General features: G+C 35.9%; 18 protein-coding genes and 1 pseudogene. 2 read left to right on the top strand and 17 right to left on the bottom strand.

Annotated features, from left to right (window positions below; genetic code table 11):
* Positions 1-191 precede the first annotated feature (191 nt).
* The 6 genes and pseudogenes from CVS93_RS10025 to gap form a co-directional block, all read right to left on the bottom strand.
* Positions 192-335, bottom strand: a complete 144-nt coding sequence (locus CVS93_RS10025; RefSeq protein WP_265094360.1) for a DUF2625 family protein — start codon at positions 333-335, stop codon at positions 192-194.
* Between the two features lies 1 nt (position 336).
* A pseudogene (locus CVS93_RS09120) lies at positions 337-612 on the bottom strand (DUF2625 family protein).
* A 228-nt stretch (positions 613-840) separates the two neighbouring features.
* On the bottom strand, positions 841-1,659 hold the full coding sequence (gene fabI, locus CVS93_RS09125) for an enoyl-ACP reductase FabI (protein ID WP_107687383.1): 819 nt from the start codon (positions 1,657-1,659) through the stop codon (positions 841-843).
* 348 nt (positions 1,660-2,007) lie between these two features.
* Complete coding sequence (locus CVS93_RS09130) at positions 2,008-2,688, bottom strand: triose-phosphate isomerase (protein WP_107687384.1); 681 nt, start codon at positions 2,686-2,688, stop codon at positions 2,008-2,010.
* Positions 2,685-3,887, bottom strand: a complete 1,203-nt coding sequence (locus CVS93_RS09135; RefSeq protein ID WP_107687385.1) for a phosphoglycerate kinase — start codon at positions 3,885-3,887, stop codon at positions 2,685-2,687. The genes CVS93_RS09130 and CVS93_RS09135 overlap by 4 nt, the downstream gene beginning before the upstream one ends.
* A 16-nt stretch (positions 3,888-3,903) precedes the next feature.
* Positions 3,904-4,902: a type I glyceraldehyde-3-phosphate dehydrogenase gene (gene gap / locus CVS93_RS09140; protein WP_107687386.1), complete on the bottom strand. Its 999-nt coding sequence runs from the start codon at positions 4,900-4,902 to the stop codon at positions 3,904-3,906.
* 79 nt (positions 4,903-4,981) lie between these two features.
* Here gap and nadD point away from each other — a divergent pair, with 79 nt between their 5' ends.
* The gene (gene nadD / locus CVS93_RS09145; protein WP_107687387.1) at positions 4,982-5,863 is read left to right on the top strand and encodes a nicotinate (nicotinamide) nucleotide adenylyltransferase; all 882 of its coding nucleotides are present in this window, start codon (positions 4,982-4,984) and stop codon (positions 5,861-5,863) included.
* Here nadD and CVS93_RS09150 read toward each other — a convergent pair.
* Positions 5,847-6,830 (bottom strand): YeiH family protein, encoded by a 984-nt coding sequence (locus CVS93_RS09150; RefSeq protein ID WP_107687388.1) that lies wholly within the window; start codon positions 6,828-6,830, stop codon positions 5,847-5,849. The two genes, nadD and CVS93_RS09150, sit on opposite strands and share 17 nt — an antisense overlap.
* A gap of 103 nt (positions 6,831-6,933) precedes the next feature.
* Here CVS93_RS09150 and CVS93_RS09155 point away from each other — a divergent pair, with 103 nt between their 5' ends.
* Positions 6,934-7,869, top strand: coding sequence for a sugar transferase (locus CVS93_RS09155; RefSeq protein ID WP_107687389.1), 936 nt, complete (start codon positions 6,934-6,936; stop codon positions 7,867-7,869).
* On the opposite strand, the gene CVS93_RS09160 is transcribed toward CVS93_RS09155, so the two are convergent.
* From CVS93_RS09160 to CVS93_RS09205, 10 genes are read right to left on the bottom strand one after another with little or no spacing between them, the layout of a single operon-like run.
* Positions 7,870-9,075, bottom strand: coding sequence for a glycosyltransferase family 4 protein (locus CVS93_RS09160; protein ID WP_107687390.1), 1,206 nt, complete (start codon positions 9,073-9,075; stop codon positions 7,870-7,872).
* On the bottom strand, positions 9,068-10,132 hold the full coding sequence (wecB, locus tag CVS93_RS09165) for a non-hydrolyzing UDP-N-acetylglucosamine 2-epimerase (protein WP_107687391.1): 1,065 nt from the start codon (positions 10,130-10,132) through the stop codon (positions 9,068-9,070). The genes CVS93_RS09160 and wecB overlap by 8 nt, the downstream gene beginning before the upstream one ends.
* Positions 10,129-11,241 (bottom strand): glycosyltransferase, encoded by a 1,113-nt coding sequence (locus tag CVS93_RS09170; RefSeq protein ID WP_107687392.1) that lies wholly within the window; start codon positions 11,239-11,241, stop codon positions 10,129-10,131. Before CVS93_RS09170 ends, wecB begins: the two co-directional genes overlap by 4 nt.
* A complete protein-coding gene (locus CVS93_RS09175; protein WP_107687393.1) occupies positions 11,231-12,379 on the bottom strand; it encodes a glycosyltransferase in 1,149 nt (382 codons plus the stop codon). Before CVS93_RS09175 ends, CVS93_RS09170 begins: the two co-directional genes overlap by 11 nt.
* Positions 12,360-14,189, bottom strand: coding sequence for an asparagine synthase (glutamine-hydrolyzing) (gene asnB, locus CVS93_RS09180; RefSeq protein WP_107687394.1), 1,830 nt, complete (start codon positions 14,187-14,189; stop codon positions 12,360-12,362). Before asnB ends, CVS93_RS09175 begins: the two co-directional genes overlap by 20 nt.
* A 6-nt stretch (positions 14,190-14,195) precedes the next feature.
* On the bottom strand, positions 14,196-15,254 hold the full coding sequence (locus tag CVS93_RS09185; protein ID WP_107687395.1) for a glycosyltransferase: 1,059 nt from the start codon (positions 15,252-15,254) through the stop codon (positions 14,196-14,198).
* Complete coding sequence (locus CVS93_RS09190; RefSeq protein WP_107687396.1) at positions 15,251-16,120, bottom strand: NAD-dependent epimerase/dehydratase family protein; 870 nt, start codon at positions 16,118-16,120, stop codon at positions 15,251-15,253. The genes CVS93_RS09185 and CVS93_RS09190 overlap by 4 nt, the downstream gene beginning before the upstream one ends.
* Positions 16,121-17,071, bottom strand: coding sequence for a methionyl-tRNA formyltransferase (locus CVS93_RS09195; RefSeq protein ID WP_107687397.1), 951 nt, complete (start codon positions 17,069-17,071; stop codon positions 16,121-16,123). It abuts the gene before it with no gap.
* A complete protein-coding gene (locus CVS93_RS09200) occupies positions 17,044-17,760 on the bottom strand; it encodes a hypothetical protein (protein ID WP_107687398.1) in 717 nt (238 codons plus the stop codon). Before CVS93_RS09200 ends, CVS93_RS09195 begins: the two co-directional genes overlap by 28 nt.
* Positions 17,761-17,771: 11 nt before the next feature.
* Entirely contained in the window at positions 17,772-19,202 is a 1,431-nt protein-coding gene (locus CVS93_RS09205) for a lipopolysaccharide biosynthesis protein (protein ID WP_159071532.1), read from the bottom strand.
* Positions 19,203-19,205: the final 3 nt, after the last annotated feature.

Here is a 19,205-nt window from a genome sequence, read left to right on the forward strand (position 1 = left end):
ATTTTTATAAACACTCTTAAGTAAATTATGAAAAAATTTTATAAATTTTAAATAAGATAGAGCGAAACTATTGGATCTAATAGAAGTAACATACAAATTTATTAGACGCCCTTGAAGGCAAAAATGAAAAATTCATTCATGCAAATATCATCCTTTTTTATATTTTTTAGTCTTAGACTTACGTTGGTGTCTTACCAAAGTATCGGCAGTAGTACAAATATCATCCTATCAAGGCTAAAATTTTTCACATCTTCACGCCAGTTATCCCAGTGGTAAAGCTCATAAAATTTCAATATTTCGCCGCATAGCGCCCAGTAAAAACTACGAGTAGCCAAGCTACGCGTCCTTCCATTTGCCGCTTATCTGGCACGCAGTAAAAGACATTGCCCCCTTTTTTTTGCCACCAAAGGCATCGCCGTTTATCGCAAAAAATCCACCCAAAACATCGTTTGCCACGAGCAAATTGCTAGGCATTTAGCCTGCTTCGCTAAAGCTTTTGCCAGGGTTAAAGCTGTAAATTTTATGCTTCATCTGCTCACATACTGAGCCAAGCATGCGCAACCAACCACTATCTATCACGATGCCACCACACTCATAAACAAACGCTCCCATCGGTGAGCAAGTAGTTGTCTAAAGTCCTAAAAGCTCGCTTTACACCATGCTTTCATCAAGAGACAAAATTTTAATTAGCCTCTTTTAGCCACTCCTTGATCAGTGCCCAGCCTGGCCTATTGCGTCTATAAGCTCATCTAAAGCTCATTTTGTATGCCCTTGCGGTAAATTTAGTGAAATTTTAAAGAAGAATTTGGCGAGTCACCCCGCCAAATTTGTATTAGTAGATTATTTTGCGTCCCAAGCTAGGATCGTATTGCCCTCGGCATCGGTAGCCACGTCGCCCATGCCCATGATGTTGTAGCCGCAGTCTACGTAGTGAACTTCACCTGTTACGCCACTAGCTAGGTCGCTAAGCAGATACATCGCGCTGTTACCGACATCTTCAGTCGTGACGTTGCGCTTTAGCGGGCTATTTACTTCGTTGTAGCGTAAAATCATCCTAAAATCGCCGATCCCGCTTGCAGCAAGCGTTTTAATTGGACCTGCGCTGATCGCATTTACGCGGATATTTTTAGCGCCAAGGTCGTGTGCTAGGTAGCGAACCGAGCTTTCAAGTGCCGCTTTGGCAACGCCCATTACGTTGTAGTGTGGCACAAATTTTGGTCCGCCAAGATATGTAAGAGTAAGCACCGAGCCACCCTCTTTTAGCACTGGCAAAACCGCACGAGTAAGGCTTAGTAGCGAGTACACACTAGTTCCCATCGCGATGTCAAAGGCTTCTTTGCTCGTGTTTACAAACTCACCCTCAAGCGCTTCTTTTGGTGCGTAAGCCACTGCATGCACAACAAAATCGATCTCGCCAAGGTCTTTTTTGATCCTATCAGCAAGGCCGTCTAGGTGAGCTTGGTTATTTACGTCAAGCTCATAGACAAATTTGCTACCAAACTCCTCAGCGATCGGCTCTACGCGCTTTTTAAGAGCGTCGTTTAGGTAGGTAAACGCCATCTGCGCACCCTGGGCGTAACAAGCTTCGGCGATGCCGTAAGCTATTGACTTGGCGTTCGCAACGCCGACGATGAGGCCCTTTTTGCCTTTTAGTATCATTTGTTCTCCTTTTTATTAAAGCTACTTAACTTTTTCTACTTCACAAGCTTACAGCTACAAGCAGAATTATTTATCTTTCATTAAAAATTTAAAAGCAATGCTCAAAAACTATATGCTTACTCTGCTTATTTTTTAAATCCTGCCTTAACTAAGCGAAAAATCCTGCGCAATTTGACTTAAAATTCTATAAATTAAAATTCGCGAAATCTCGCGAAAACGCCAAATTTGAAACTAAATTTGACAGCGGCAGTATCGCTAGGCGGATTTAAATGTTTCGCAGTAAATTTCGTCCCAAGACTAGGCATTTAGCCTGTCGCAGGGCGAAATTTACAAAATCATTTAAAGACGTCAGCGAGATGACGCGCTAATAAGTTCCAAGAAACCAGAGGCGTCCCAGCTCGCCGTCCCCACTAATACTCCATCACAGTTTGCTATACCCGCTATCCCGCCGATATTTGCGACGTTTACGCTGCCGCCGTAAAGTAGCGGCGCGCTCGTCTTCTCGCGGATGAAATTTAAAATCTCCTCTATCTGCTCTGCGCTCGCGCTCTTGCCCGTGCCTATCGCCCAAATTGGCTCGTAGGCGATCAGCAGCCGCTCGTAGCCAAGGTCGATATTTTTTAGCTGTTCGGCCAAAAACTCCTTCGTGCCGCCAGCTTCGTTTACGCTCAAATTTTCGCCGATGCAGTAGACGATCTGCCAGCCCGCCTTTACGGCGAAGTCAAATTTCGCGCGCAAAAGCTCCTCGCTCTCGCCTAGCACGCGCCGTTCGGAGTGCCCGATCAGCACGCTTTTTACGCCAAACTCGTCCAGCATCGCCTTGCCGATCTCGCCGGTGTGAGCGCCGCTTTCGCACGGATAGAAATTTTGCGCGCCGAGTTTAAATTTATGAGCCGCGCCATCAAGCGCGCTAAACGGGGGGAATACCGTCACGTCGTCGTTTGCGCTTAAATTTGCGTCTAAAATTTCAGCGTATTTAGCAAAGCTAGCTCTCGTGTGATTGCACTTCAAATTTGCTAAAAATCTCACTCCGCAGCCTTTCTAAGCGGTTTTATGCCGGGTAGCTCCTTGCCCTCGATAAGCTCCAAGCTAGCACCTCCGCCCGTGGAGATAAAGGTCATCTCGTCGGCGTCTCCCGCGCGCTCGACGACGTCGGCCGTATCGCCGCCGCCAACGACCGTAGTCGCGTGAGTGTCGATGATAGCGTGGCTCATTTTGATGCTACCTTTGCTAAATTTATCCATCTCAAAAACGCCCATCGGCCCGTTCCACCAGATGGTTTGCGCGTCGGCGATGACCTCTTTAAAGAGCCTAATCGACGCAGGTCCGATATCTAGCCCCATCCAGCCGCTAGGTATTTCTTGCGCGGGGACGAATTTCACGGCACTTTCGGCCGAAAAGGTCTGGGCTGCGACGACGTCTACGGGCAGGTAAATTTTAACGCCAAGCTCCCTGCCCTTGCGTAAAATTTCTCTCGCGTCCTCGATGAGGTCTTCTTCGAGCAGCGAATTTCCGATATTTTCGCCGAGCGATTTTAAAAACGTGAACGCCATGCCGCCGCCAATTATCAGCTTATCCACACGCGGAAGCAGGTTGTGCAGGGCTTGCAGCTTGCCGCTAACCTTACTGCCGCCAACGACCGCCACAAACGGGCGCGCAGGGTGTTTGATGAGATTTTGAGCGAAATTTATCTCCTTTTGCAGCAAAAATCCCGCCGCTTTGTGCCTCTCGTCGTAAAATTTAGTGATCGCCTCGACCGAGCTGTGCGCTCTGTGGCAGACGCCAAACGCGTCGTTTATGTAAAATTCGCCGTACTTAGCGAGCTCGGCGGCTAGCGCCTCGTCGTTTTTGGTTTCGCCCTTTTCAAAGCGCAAATTTTCAAGAAGTAAAATTTCGCCCGGTTTTAGCGCGGCAACTTTGGCTTTGGCATCCGCGCCGACGACGTCCTCGGCAAATATCACGTCTCTATCAAGCAACCTTGAAAGCCTCTTTGCCACGCCTCGTAGCGAAAATTTCTCCTCAAAGCCGTTTTTCGGACGTCCTAGATGGCTAGCCAAAACCACGCTGCAGCCGTTATCTAGGCAGTAGCGGATCGTAGGGATCGCCGAGCGGATCCTGCGGTCGTCGGTGATGTTTAAAAACTCGTCCATCGGCACGTTAAAATCGCACCTAACAAATACTTTCGCGCCGCCTAGCTCAAGATCGTTGATCGATAAAATTTCACTCATTTTTCACCCTTTAAATTTACTTCGTAGCCACGATCTTGGCTAGGTCCACAAGCCTTGTCGAGTAGCCCCACTCGTTGTCATACCACGCAAAGACCTTTACCATATCATCGGCGATGACCTGCGTCGTGTCGCTAGCTACGATGCTGCTGTATGCGCTCGTGCAAAAGTCGCTGCTAACTCTATAATCGTCATCGACGAATAAAATTCCCTTCAAATTCGACTCGGCAGCCGCTCTAAACGCCTCATTTATCTCCTCTTTGCTAGCCGGTCTTTTTAAAACCGCCGTTAAATCGACCATTGATACGTTTGCGACCGGCACGCGGACCGCTTGTCCGTGCATCTTGCCGTTTAGCTCGGGAAGTACTTTTGCGATCGCTTTTGCGGCTCCGGTGGTCGTAGGTCCGATATTTAGGGCTGCAGCGCGCGAACGGCGGAAGTCTTTGGCCTTCACGTCAACCAAGCTTTGGCCGTTTGTGTAGGCGTGGATCGTGGTCATGAGCCCTTTTACGATGCCGAATTTATCGTTTAGCACCTTTGCGACGGGCGCTAGGCCGTTTGTGGTGCAGCTTGCGTTGGAGACGATCGCTTCGCCTGCGTATTTATCGTCGTTTACGCCGACTACGAACGTCGCCGTGTCGTCTTTTGCCGGAGCGCTCATGACGACTTTTTTGACGCCGCGAGCTAGATACGGTTCGCATTTTTCGGTGGTTAAAAACTTGCCCGTACACTCCAAAACCACGTCTGCGCCGTAGTCTGCGTAGCTAAGCTCGTTTAGATCTCTTGTTGAAAAAACTCTTATCTTTTTGCCGTTTACTTCTATAAAATCGTCGCTTATCACCTTAACGTCTTGCTTAAATTCGCCGTGCACGCTGTCGTATTTGAGCAGATAGCGCGTCATGTCGCGCGTCGCCGTGTCGTTAATAGCGACAAGCTCAACGTCGTCTCGCTCTAAAATAATACGAGCGGCACACCTACCGATACGCCCAAAGCCGTTTATTGCTACTTTAACTGACATCTTAGCTCCTTTTGATATAATTACGCCTAATTCTACAAAAAAGAATTTTAAAACAAATATAAACAAGGCACTTTAATAGATGAAGTTAGCACTTTTTGGCGGGAGCTTTGATCCGGTTCATTTAGGACACGATAGCATTGTAAGAATGGCACTAAGCGGCCTTGATATCGATAAGCTCATCATCATGCCAACTTTTATAAGTCCTTTTAAGAGCGAATTTTCAGCTCCACCAGAGCTTCGCCTAAAGTGGATAAGAGAAATTTGGGGCGGCCTAGAGAAGGTCGAGATCTCAGACTATGAGATAAATTTAGCTCGCCCGGTGCCTACCATAGAGACGGTCAAGTATTTGTATGAGAAATTCAAGATAGAAAAATTTTATCTCATAATAGGCGCAGACCACCTAGCCACACTTGATAAATGGCATGGCTACGAGGAGCTAAAAAGCTTAGTGCAGTTTGTGATCGCCAAGCGCAATCACATAGAAATTCCACGTAATCTACAAAAAATGGACGTGCACGTGGATGTTAGCTCGTCACAGATCAGGCACCAAAAGGGGCTTGATGAGCTGCCTAGCAAGATAAAAGATGAAGTTATAAATTTTTACCAAGGATTAAAGATGCAAGAGAGATCGATGCAAGAGCGCACCGAAAGTATAGTTAAGGTTTTAGATGCAAAAAAGGCTGAAGAGATACAAGTGTTTGATATGAGCGGGGATGATTATTTCGTAAAAGCCGTAATTATCGCTACAACGCTTGGCGAGAGGCACGCTTACTCACTGAGCGAGGATCTAAAAGAGGAGCTTAAACCTCTTGGAGAAAAATTTATAGGCACTGAGAGCTCGCCTGATTGGATCGTGATGGACCTTGGCGACATCTTAGTACATCTTTTAAGCCCAGCTTATCGAGCAAAATACAACATCGAAGAGTTTTTGCAAAAGCTAAAAACTAGCAAAGAGTCTTAACGAAAATAAGCGAAGAGCAAATAAGCCATAAAAATATAAAAAATGCTAGCAAAAATGGCTTTTTGCCCGTCGCTTTAAATATACTCCTATCTATCCCAAATCCCAAAGCACACATCGCAACACAAAGGCATATGCTAGCGGTTAGCTTTAAAATTTGCACCAAATTTTCAGGGAAAAATGGTAGAGATCTAACGCAGATCGCCACTAAGAAAAATAGCGCAAACCATGGTATGCTCTTTAGCTTTGAACCACCACTATTTTGGCTTAAATTTAAGAAATTTAGCAAAAACAAAAATGGCACGAGCATGATTACGCGAAGCATTTTTATAATGACGGCAGTGCTACTTGCAGTATTATCAAATGCTGCTGAAGCTGCCACTACATGGGCTACTTCGTGAAGTGAGCCGCCGATAAAAAAGCCGGTTTGGTGTGGCGTGAGAGCTAGAAATTTAGCGATAAATGGATAGATAAACATGCCAATCGTCCCAAAAAGTACCACTGTGCAAATGGCGATAGCAAGCTTGTTTGCGTCCGCTTTTATCTCATTTTGCGTGGCCATAACAGCAGCTGCGCCGCATATACTAGCCCCTGAGCCAATGAGCACAGCGCTATCCTTACTAAGCCCCAAAGCTTTAGCGGTAAAAAGCGCAAAGCAAAAGGTCGCAAAGACCATAAAAGCTGCGTATATCACGCCTAGAGTGCCGACACTTGCGATCTCGCTAAGGCTTATGTTAAAGCCAAAAAGTATAATGCCTAGCCTTAAAATTTGCTTCCTAGCGATCGCTACGACGCCACTACTTTTTAAAATTTGTGTCTGTTTGGTGAAAAGATTTGCAAAAATGGCGCCTAAAACGATGGAGATGATGAGCGGGCTGGTGTGAAATTTAGCCAAAATCGTATTTGAGAGCGTAAAAGAGACGGCGCAAATCACTGCCAGAACTAACACAGCGAAAAATTTATGAGACATATTTTAACCTTAATCTATTTTTTAAAAATGCAATTAGCACGTTTGGGTATAATTAGACGAATTTTATAATGCAAATTTAAAATAAAGATAAAGGGATAGGCCTATGATCATCCTTGGCGAAAAATATACTTTTACCAGCCTAGAACTAGAAAAGCTTAGAAAGAAATTTGGTCAAGTAAATTTTTTATCCCATGAAAATAGCGACGCAAGAGCCTTACGAAGTGCACTAGAAAATCTCATAAAATCAGGCGATCAAAGGCTAATAGTGCTAAATACCGCAAAGCCAGTCGATAGCAAATTGGTTAGATTTCTCACACTTTTGCAGTTTAAAACGAAGTATAAAAAGATAAAATTTCTAAACGTAGAGAATTTTTTAGAAATTTATCTGCACAAATGTTATATCCCAGAAAATGGCGAAAATCTTAATTTTTTAGATGAAATAAGGCCTTATGGTGCTTTTGGCTATGTACTCAAGCGAATGATCGATTATGCTAGCTGCTTGATACTTTTCATCTTGCTTTTTGGCCTAAAATTTTATGTAAAAAGAAAGATAGACGAGCAATCACCTGGAAGCCTTTACTTTTTACAAAGTAGGGTTGGACTAGATAACAAGGAATTTGAGTGCATAAAATTTCGCTCGATGATGGAAGATGCCGAGAAAGATGGGGTAAAATTTGCTAGTAAAAATGACGAGAGGGTATTTGAGTTTGGCGAATTTATGCGAAAAACTCGTATAGACGAGGTACCGCAGTGTATAAATGTCTTTCGAGGGCAAATGCATCTAATAGGGCCAAGACCTGAGCGAAGACACTGGATAAATTTCTTTGAAAAAGAGATACCGTACTACAATGAACGCCACATCGTTCGCCCAGGGATAACTGGCTGGGCACAGGTAAACTACCCTTATGGCTCAAATACACACGACGCCAAACAAAAACTAATGTATGATCTTTACTACATCAAACACTGGTCGCTTTGGCTGGAGATAAAGATCATAGTAAAAACTATTGCAATTATATTTGAGAGAAAGGGTGTTTAGCTACAAAAGTTCGATCATTTTTTTGACTAATACTTTATATGATAAATTATTTTTTACGTATTCTTTGCCATTTTGCCCCATTTTCTCTCTTTCTTTTTTTGACATATTGTAAATTTTCAAGATAGCATTTTGTACTTCGAGCGCACTACCGGATTTAACGCTAATGCCACATCCTGTTTTCATTACAATATCATGCTCCTTATAGTCAAAAGAGTGAACTATTGGTACACCAGCAAACATATATTCATTCATTTTAAGTGGGGATATCCCATATCTATAAATTTTTAATGGCAACATTGCACGATACAAAACATTACATTTGGACATTAGCATAAAGGCTTCATCTTTTTTAACAGCATCTATATACAAAATATTACTTGAATTATATTTTTTTACTAAATTATTTTTATTAGAACCATCTCCAGCAACTAAAAATAAAATATCTTTATAATTTTGCAAAAAATAGTTGGCACTCTCTAATAAAAATTCTATGGCATTTGACTTGGTAATGCCTCCAATATAACCAACTATAAATTTATCACTTGGTATATTTATGGATAGATTTTTGTGATTTATATTTTCATAAAAATCCAAGTCGAGTCCAGTTGGAATATGCTCAGCTTGAATATTAAAACCAGAATTATAAAAATATTCATTTATATTATTGAGAGGAGATACAACCTTGTCTTGAGCCTTATAAGCAAAAATCTCCGTTAGTTTTGTCAGCATCACAAATGGATGATATTTTTTTGCACTAGTTAATTCCGTAATAGATAATGGCCATATATCCTTAATATCAATTATTAGTTTAGCTTTTGCTCTTTTTGCCATAAATTTCGCGGCAAAAATAGCAAACGGATGTGGAGAGGCCATTATAATAACATCAATATTTCCTATTTCAACTAATAGTTTTTTTGTGGATTTTATTAAATTTAACACAAATGCAAACATATTTACTATGCGTCTAAGTCCATTACCTTTATAGAATGGTGTTTTTATACTAAAAAATCTAACTCCACTATCAATGTGCGAAATATACTGCTCATCTATAAGTTTTGCATCATGGATGCGATGAGAAAAAGCGGCATTGATTATCGTTGTTTTATAGCCAAGCTCCACTAATTCTTTAGCAAAGAAAAAATGTCTAGCATCAAAGTCATCCTTGCCACCATTATAATGTCCAATAAACACAACACTTTTAGGCATTTAATATCTCTTTGACTATTATCTCACTTGCCATACCATTACCATATAAATTTAATTCCAAATTATTTTCATCAAAAGTTTTTATAGTTGAAAAGGCGGCTAAAATTTTATCTTTATTTGCGCCCACTAAAACATTTGCCTTACATTTTACAAGCTCTACCCACTCCGTTTCATCACGTAATGTAATACACTGCTTTTTAAAGAAAAATGCCTCCTTCTGAAGTCCTCCACTATCGGTCATTACAAAAAAGCAATTATCAATAAGCCATGTCATTTCCAAATAACCAACTGGCTCTATAATAGTAAGATTTTCAATATTTACATTTAAATTTTGCAATATATTATTAGTTCTTGGGTGAAGTGGCAAGATAACTTGGATATTTTTAGCTATATCATTTAAAGCTTCAAAAATGGCCTTAAGTCTAACCTCATTATCTGTATTTTCGGCCCTATGTATAGTGCAAAGTATAAATTTTTTATCAACATTCAAATTTGGCTTTTTTGCAAACTTTTTATAAAATATCGCCCCATCTTGCATTACATCGCCGCTTTTTATTATTTTGCAGTCAAATTTTTCAAAACCTTCGTTTTTCAAATTTTGCACTGCAGTATCAGTAGGACAAAGTAAAATTTGACTCACACGATCTGTCAAAATTCTATTGATCTCCTCGGGCATTTGCATATTAAAACTTCTTAGCCCAGCTTCAACATGAGCGAGCTTTATGTGCAGCTTTGAAGCAACTAATGTACCAGCTAATGTAGAATTTGTATCGCCATATACCATTATCATATCTGGCTTTTCACTAAAAGCTATCTCTTCTATTTTCTCCATCATCTGTCCGGTCATAGCACCATGAGTTTTACCTCCAATGCCCAAAAAATAGTTTGGCTTTGGTATCTGCATCTCATCAAAAAATATATCGCTCATATTTGCATCATAGTGCTGACCAGTATGAACTATAATCTCCTTGATGCTATCAAATTTGGATATCTCACGGCTCACCGATCCCGCTTTTATAAACTGTGGTCTTGCGCCTAAAATTGTCAGAAGCTTCATTTTAATAGGCCTTCATAAATATTAAACAATTTTTGCTCCTCAATTTGCCAATTGTATTTTTTAAAAACAACTCTTTTACCATTTTCTCCCATTTCTTGAGCTACCAATGGGTTTTGTATTATAAACTTTATACTTTCAGCTATCTCACTTGGACTAAACGGATCAACACAAATTCCACATCTATTTTTTTCAATAATTTCTTTCCAAAGTGGAAAATTTGAAGCTATCACTGGAATTCCTGCACTCATATATTCAAACATTTTTATAGGCAAAGAATCAAGATAATTCACAATAGGATATAAAACAACAAGGCCAGCTTTTGAAAATTTTAACACATTACAAACTCCTTTTCTATCCAAGAAACCATATTCTTTTACCTTTGCTTCTTCAATTAGCCCCCTAACATCTTTTGAAAAGCTAATATTGTCAAATTCTCCAACCAAATTTAGCATAACACCTTCTATGCTTTTAATAGCTTTTATAATCTCTATAACGCCTCTGACTCTAGAAATTCCACCTATATAACAAACTTCGTCTTTTTTTTCAGCCCATGATACGCTAGTTAGAAGCTCATTTAAAATAGGAAAGTTATTTATATCTATACAGTTTTTGTTTATTTTTAAAAATTTATCTCTAATATGTGGCGTAGCGGTAACAATATAATCAAATTTTTTACAAGCATACCTTTCATAAGAAGCATAAATGAAAGAAACAATATTTCTTAGATTTTTAGGTATCCACTCTTTTGATAAAATATCCTTATCTACATCTTCATGTGAATCAAATATAACTTTCTTCCCAAGTTTTTTAAGTTTTAGACCAACCGGCATTAACTCTGGATCATGTAAATGATAAATATCGCTATCTAGTTCAATAGCTTTTTTAAAAATTTTTCCAGTAATTTTTGTCATACGTGTAAATCTGTTACCAGCATTTACACCCACATCCAATATACTTAATCCATTTTTTATCTCATCACATTTGCCATCTGCAACAACCAAACTCACATTATAATTTTGTTTTTTTGCAAGAGAGCTACACATTTTTAAAAATATACGAGTATCATATCTAGGATGAGCTGAAGTAAGGTGAGAGATTTTAACGACCATTTTTTAGTTCCTCATAAACAGCAATCATCTTTCTTTCTTGAATTTCCCAAGAATTTTCTTTGGCAAACTTTAAGGCATTTGCTGTTAGAACTTCAAAATCCATCTGCAATAGCTTATCAATTGCATTATTTATCCCATATGGCGTATCTTCGTTAACCACTACACCAAGGTTATACTTTTTTACATTTTCGCCTAAATCCTTTAAATTTGATACCAGGACCGGAAGTCCAGCCATAGTATATTCAAAAAATTTATTTGGCATACAATAATAATAATTAAGGCAACTATTGTAAATATACGATACAGCAACAGTAGCAGCAGCAGTATAATCTAATAATTCATTTGGAGAAACTGCGACATGATAGAATATATTGCTATATTTATTTGCATAATCTTTAATAGTTTCTTCAAGCTCACCATATCCCATAAAAACAATCACTACAATATTATCTTTGCGAATTTTAAAGGCGTCCAGTAATAATTCAAGACCTCTACCGCGGCTTAACCCTCCTTGATAAAGCATAATTATAGAGCTTTGTTTAATAGAAAATTTCTCTCTAAAAATATCTGTTTTTTTTGGTTTAATAAATTTTGGAGAATTGTATAATATTGTTGATTTAACTGCATACATTTTATAATATTCATCCGCTATAGACTCACTAACAGTAAAACAAGCATCAGCATATTTGATTAGAAATTTTTCTAAAAAATATAGTAGCTTTATGGATAATTTACTTTGATGCGGCTTTTGATTTATTTCAAATTCATGCGCATCATAAACAATTTTAACTTTTTTATTAAAAAATATTTTTATCAAAATACCTATAGGCAAAGTATCAAGATCATTGCAATGGAGAATATCTGATTTTTTATATTCTTTTATAAATTTATATAAAAATTCCATATACTTTATTATTTGAATTATTTTATGCTTTGACCAATTTCTAGTTTTCAACCTAATTCTATGAATAGAAATGTTAGATACATTATCAAATTCTAATAGTGGCTCTTCATGAAGTGCAACAACCTTTACGCAATAGCCTTTATTTTTTAGAGTCTGGGCCTCTTTTAAAACTCTACTGTCGTTTTTAAAATTATTTAATACTACTAGTGTAACGCTAGTTTGCTTTAACATCATAAACTCTCTCCCAAACACTCACACAATAAAGACGCCACATTATGAGTATGTTCATGCTATTAAGCTTAAATTTTAAATGCTCCATATCGGCAACAGACTTAATAATATTAGAGCTTAATATATCCTCTTTCATTTTATCTTTGATGCTATTTAACCAAATATTATCAGGTGCATTAAAACCAAATTTATTTTTTCGCCAAACTACTTCATTTGGCAAAATGCTATCAATGACCTTTCTTAAGACATATTTACTCCACCCATCTTTAATTTTATATTTTGCATTTATGCTCAGAGAATTTTCTAAATTTACATAATCCACAAATGGAAGTCTGGTTTCGATAGAGTGTCTCATTGAGTTTTTATCCTCATATCTCAAAAGCGCTGGTAAATTTGTGGTAAAGATTTCATATTTTTGCATCTCATCTATATTGAAATATTTTTTTGACAAATTTCCCAAGAATAAAAATTTATTTTCAAAAGCTTTTAAAAAACTAACATTTCTTTTAATGTAAATTTTTCTTATCCCAAAAAATAAACTTCCAACTATATATTTCAATATCCCAAATAAACTCAATTTTGAGTTATTTTTATTTGACCTCATTATCTCTTTTAAACAGTACACTAAACCAAAATTTTTAAACATGTCTAAATAAATTGCTGGATAATACTTTTCATATCCAAGTAGAGTCTCGTCACCACCTTGGCCATCCAACATAACCTTACAGTTTAAATCCTTTGCTTTTTGCATAACAAAATACTGCATAAAAATAGATGGGCCACCAAATGGTTCCTCTTGCGTATAAACAACTTCCTGTATGTTATCAATAAATTTTTGTGTACTTGGCTCCACTATTTGTAAATTTAAGTCGCAATGCTGCGCCACCATTTGTGCATATATACTTTCATCTGTACTTTCCTCTATTGATTTTGCATGAATGGCTATAAATTTTTCCTCATCATTGGTATATGCCATAGAAGCAAGCGCTGCCACACTCGAGCTATCAAGCCCTCCGCTAAGACAAGTTCCGACTTTAACGTCCGATCTCAACCTCAATCTAATTGCTTTTTTTAAATTTTTTGAAACCGAATCTACGCTTTGAGTCTCATCTAATTTTTTATTATTTTCATTTAATGCTATATCATAATATTTTTTAATTTTAAAATTATGAGTTTTTAAATCATAAATCATATTATGAGCTTGCTCTAGCTTATAGATACCTTCAAAAAATGTTTCATTAGTATGTTCTAGCATACCAGTAGCCAAAAAATCAATTAGCAAGGTCTTGTTTACAAATTTGCCATTGCAGAAATTTAAAAGTTGTTTTATCTCGGAGCCAAATACAAATTTATCTTTTGTCTGCGTAAAATAAAATGGCTTTACTCCAAATCTATCTCTTGAACAAAACAATATATCTTCTTTTTTGTCATATATTGCAAAAGCCCACATTCCATTAAATTTTTCGACACAATCTTTGCCCCATCGATCATAGCTTGCTAAAATAACTTCGGTATCAGTTTTTGAGTTAAATTTATATCCAAATTCTTCAAGCTCTTTTCTTATCTCTAAATAATTAAAAATTTCACCGTTATATGTTATTGTATATTTATCTTCCATATAGCTCATAGGCTGATGACCATCTTTGCTAAGATCCAAGATAGATAGTCTTCTGTGCCCTAATGCAAAATTTTTGCCATAAAAAAAGCCCTCATCGTCTGGTCCTCTATGAACTATCAAATCATTCATATTTTTTATTTTATCTTTTGCCACGGCAACATTGCTCTTATTTATTATTCCACTTATTCCACACATTTAAAATCAACTTTCATATATATTTTGCACTATCTTTGCCACATTCAATGGATTGTGCCATTTATTTACATAATCAACAGAAGCTTGACTCTTTTTATATAATAAATCAATATTATCTAGGTATTTTGACAGTTCATCTTCTATGTTAAATGGATTTATATTTATAACACTATCCAAGATATCTTTAGACATATCTTTTGGGACAAACTTCAAATCCTCTTCTCTTATAAAAACACCAAGTGGCTTGCCCATCTTCATAACCTCAACACCAAAAGCACCATACCAGCCAGCTAAAATCTGATCTATCACAATATCTGCTTTTTTATAAAGAGCCAATGCATCTTGATGTGAAACATTTTCTATTACTTGAATTTCTATATTGTTATATTTTTTTTGTAAATTTGATAAGGCCTTCAATATATAAGATGTCCCCTTAAATCCTCTGTTGGTTGGAGAATGAACAATTTTTATTTTACCTTCTATCTCATATTTTTTATGCCTAATTTCATTCCATCCAGCTATAGTGTAAGGCAAAAAAGTTGTTTTTTCTTTCGGTAAGAAATGTATAAGATCTGGATTTAAAGAAAAAATATGATTAACATATTTTTCAACTTTCTCTAATTGTTTAACACGTCTTTTATCCATTATGCCACTATTACACTGTCCACCATTACAGTCATGTTCGTGACACGGAGAAAATGGAGTCCTATCAATTGTCTTATATTTTTGCCTAATATCACACCCATTATAGGTTATAATTTTTTTACCACCATAAAATGGCAAATCCAAACAATATAAATTATAACTAGCAAAATTTAGCAAAGAAGTTCCAAAGTTAAAATGGTAAATATCGTACTTATTGCGTATTTTTAAAAATTCATAAAATTTTCTGAAGGCTTTATAGTATTTGTTTTTGTCTTGCAAATTAAGGCAAGTATCACTTTTATAATTCAACCAATTATTTTCTTCAATAAGAACCTGACTGTCCATACCTAACATTCTCTCCGCCTGTGACAAACCCCAAGAATTACCACCTACAGATGTTGGAAGATGTAACACCCTCATAAAGCTTTTACCATTTTATTGATGCCATGAAATATATTTATTGTTGGCCTATCTAATTTTTCTACCATATTAGAAATATCACCTATCAGATCATTGCTATTAATATTACTTTGATAAAAAATAGGTTTTTTTCCAACTACTTCTCCTACTGCTTCAGCCAATTGCCTAATACTTACGATCTCCGCTCCAGCAATATTAAAAATATATTCTCCTTTTAAGTCAATGGTTTTTGCAACAATACGTGCAGCATCCAATATGCAAATAGGATTAATTCTTATTCCATCTATACCGTTTAAGATGATATCTTTTCCATCAATAACGTTATTAATTAATCTCGGAATCAACATTGTGCTAGTTTGTCCAACCCCATACATAAAAAAGGGTCTAAGAATAATAAATGTTTCAAAAAAAGGTGCAAAATTTTTTAAAAGCATTTCTGCAGCTAGTTTACTATTTAAGTAAAACCCCAGTTTATGGTTTGCGTCTATTTGAAAAAACTCCTTAGCAGGACATGTTTGGTTTGAATAAACTCCACCACTTGAAGCATAAATAAATTTTTTCACGCCATTTTTTACGGCCCATTGTATTATTTTATTTGGAGCATATATGTTAACATCCAACATATCATTGCTCCCATCCGGAAATTCTCTAAATCTATTTGACTGTGCCAAATAAAAAATAACATCAACTGATCTTGGTAACACATCAACATCAAAATTTGCTAAATCAGCCTCTACAACATTAACTTTAGTCCCTTCAAATTTTAGTTTATTTTTAACGACAGCAGATAAATCAGCAATATCCTTTAGAATATCCACCAGATATCTTCCAAGCAACCCATTTGCACCAACTATTAAAATATTCAACTACTCTCCTTTTATTGTGCTAAATACCGAACCAACCATTAACTCAAATGAAGTATACTCCCTTATTAGCAATAATCCATCCCTACAATTAACAACAAAATCGCCCCCACTAAATACCTCAACAATTTCACCAAAAGATGAACCATAGTAAATAATTCTGGTATCAAAAATTTGAGCCTTCCAAATTATAATTTTAGCACCATTACAAAATGTAAACGCTCCAGGATATGGTTTTGTTAATGCCCTTATCTTATTATATACTTCATACACAGACATATTTTGCCAATCTATAATACCATCATCGGGAGTTCGCTTTGGATAATAACTGGAAAATCCAGATTGTTTTTTTGAAACAACATTTCCATTTAGAATAGCACCTAGATTATTTAATATCATTTTTCTAGATAAAATAGAAATTTTATAGTAAATAGTCTTGCAATCATCATACTCATTTATATCAAAATCCATTATATCTATAATATCGCCATCGTCAACACCTGCATTTAAATAAAACAAGTGAATTAAAAATCTTTTTTTATTTTGTATTATCGACCAATTTACAGGAGATCTTCCTCGCCCCTGCGGAAGCAATTCAGAACTACCATGAAGTCCTAGACCGCCAAACTTCAACAAGCGTAATATACAATCTGGAATAAGTCTTTGCCAACCACCCATGAGCATTAAATCAAATTTCTGAGAAGAAAAAAAATTCTGATCCTCAACAGACTTTAAATCATAAGACTTAGGATTGTATACCATAATAGATGAATCACCGACCAAGCAACTTAAATCTTTGTAGCCAGATACATTATATCTTTCGCTTTGCTCTTTATTGAGAGTAACTATACAACCAATTGATACCAAATTATTATCGATCAAAGGCTTATATAGATCATATCCATACTCTGTGCAGCCAACTAATACTATTTTTTTTTCGCTATTATCAAGCACTTTTCAACACCATATGCCCTTTCAGTATTTATAACTTGCTCTTGTTCTTGTTCAAAATTGCACTTTATAGCACTCATAAATTTTTCTTCAGTATTATTACCATAAGCCATCCACCAAATAGGGTGTATCAATACTTGGATCTTGGAATATTTGCCGCTAGTGATTATATCAATAATGTTTTCTTTAAAAACCATATTAGAGTCAGAAATATATTTTATATTACCAAAGTAATCCCTATCATAAGTATTGATTTGTTTGATTTTTATAAAATTATTTATTATCTTTTCTGATGGCTGATGAAATGATACCACATTAATTTTTGTATCAAAATTTTTTTCAAGCATTAATATCTCACTATCTATAAGCTCTTGTAAACTAACACTTTTAGAATAATATCCCTCATCATAATGCAATCCAATATTATGCCCCATACCTATGATCTGCCTTACAATAAAATCATTGGCTCTACTAAATAGATTATAAAACGGGCTTCTAACCATAAAAAAATACGTTGATTTTACATCTAATTTATATTCTAATTTTGCCATATCTAGTGCCAATTTTGGACTTACATCTATATCATGCCTTAAAATACAACATTTGTCATTTAAATTATCAAAATAACTAAATGAAAAACCATTTTTTTTAAACTTATCAAGTAACATGCTATAAAATTTACAGTCAAACAAAATATTACCCCTCATCTGCCACTAATTTTAGATCTTACTTTATTATAAAGCAACTTAAGCAATATCTTTTCTTCCCTAGTAGTAACCAATAAAGTAATAGTAAAAAGTAAAAATAATGCAAAAATACATTTTATAATAAAATTAAACAGAGAGATTTCATAAAAAATATTTCTCAAAACATAACTAATAAAGATTATAAATAGTAAAACACAAATTTTCCTAACTATGCCATATGAGATGCAGTAGAATTTATTTGAAATAACACCATACAGAGAAGCTCCAAAAAAAGAGCTTAATAGCGTCGAGAAAACGGAGCCATATAATCCATAGTATGGTATCAAAGTGTAATTTAGAGACGTGTTTAAAACTGCTGCTACTAAAGCAATTATAAGAGTATATATAGTTTTTTGAGATAAAAATATTCCAGGAAAAAATACATACATAGTTGAGAAAAACATTACCATAACAAGCCATGGAATAAAATTTGCTGACTCGTAAAAATCATTAGTTACAAAAACAAACAAAACATCATTTGAAAACAAAATACTGGCACAAACAATAAATATAGCACATACTGAAAAAAAACTAAATATAATTGATATATCTTTTTTAGTTTTTTGATCTTTATAATATTTAGACACCAATGGCATTATAGCCCACTGAAAACCAACCATAACAAGAGAAACAACTGATGCAAACCTGTATGCTATACTGTAAATTCCAAGTTCTTTCAATCCAAGTAAATTACCAATTGCTACTCTATCTATACTATTTGCAATAAAAATAGATATACTAGAAAAAACAAATGGATAAGAAAATTTAATAAGCTCTTTAAATTTACAAAAATTAAAAAGCATAGAGTAATTATTTCTTGAATAATAAAAAGCAAGAATAATTGAAGTAGCGTTAGCAAGTATTTGTGCGATCAATAAAGAGAATAATTCAAAACCACATAATAACAGCGGTATAGCAATAATGGCAATACACAAAGCATTTACCACAGAGGTTATTATATTATACAGTGGCTTAATTTCCCACTTAAGAATTCCTTGGATAAAATAAAATATTCCATTTGTAAAAACAACAAAACAGGCAATAGAGAAATACTTAAAATTATCACCATTAAAAATCAATAAAGTCAACTCTTTACTAAAAAATAAGGCAAAAGTTAAAAAACAAGTATAAGTAAATAAAATAAATATAAATGCTGTAGAAACATATTCTCTCCGATCGATATCACTAGAAGATTGATAAAACCTAGCAATTGCAATTGAAATTTCAAATGTTAGGAGTATGTTAACAATATTAGAAGCAATAAATATCAAATCAAATAGTCCATAGTCCTCAGCAGTAATATATTTGGTATATATTGGCAACAGCACAACAGACAAACCTTTTGTTATAATGTTGCCAATAATATAAATAAGACTATTAGAAAGCAATTC

Source organism: Campylobacter concisus (assembly GCF_003048535.1).
GTDB lineage: Bacteria > Campylobacterota > Campylobacteria > Campylobacterales > Campylobacteraceae > Campylobacter_A > Campylobacter_A concisus_S.

Coding starts and splice junctions, on each gene's coding strand:
- fabI (WP_107687383.1), bottom strand. CDS start 1,659: ATGATACTAAAAGGCAAAAAGGGCCTCATCGTCGGCGTTGCGAACGCC.
- CVS93_RS09135 (WP_107687385.1), bottom strand. CDS start 3,887: ATGAGTGAAATTTTATCGATCAACGATCTTGAGCTAGGCGGCGCGAAA.
- gap (WP_107687386.1), bottom strand. CDS start 4,902: ATGTCAGTTAAAGTAGCAATAAACGGCTTTGGGCGTATCGGTAGGTGT.
- nadD (WP_107687387.1), top strand. CDS start 4,982: ATGAAGTTAGCACTTTTTGGCGGGAGCTTTGATCCGGTTCATTTAGGA.
- CVS93_RS09150 (WP_107687388.1), bottom strand. CDS start 6,830: ATGTCTCATAAATTTTTCGCTGTGTTAGTTCTGGCAGTGATTTGCGCC.
- CVS93_RS09155 (WP_107687389.1), top strand. CDS start 6,934: ATGATCATCCTTGGCGAAAAATATACTTTTACCAGCCTAGAACTAGAA.
- CVS93_RS09160 (WP_107687390.1), bottom strand. CDS start 9,075: ATGCCTAAAAGTGTTGTGTTTATTGGACATTATAATGGTGGCAAGGAT.
- wecB (WP_107687391.1), bottom strand. CDS start 10,132: ATGAAGCTTCTGACAATTTTAGGCGCAAGACCACAGTTTATAAAAGCG.
- CVS93_RS09170 (WP_107687392.1), bottom strand. CDS start 11,241: ATGGTCGTTAAAATCTCTCACCTTACTTCAGCTCATCCTAGATATGAT.
- CVS93_RS09175 (WP_107687393.1), bottom strand. CDS start 12,379: ATGATGTTAAAGCAAACTAGCGTTACACTAGTAGTATTAAATAATTTT.
- asnB (WP_107687394.1), bottom strand. CDS start 14,189: ATGTGTGGAATAAGTGGAATAATAAATAAGAGCAATGTTGCCGTGGCA.
- CVS93_RS09185 (WP_107687395.1), bottom strand. CDS start 15,254: ATGAGGGTGTTACATCTTCCAACATCTGTAGGTGGTAATTCTTGGGGT.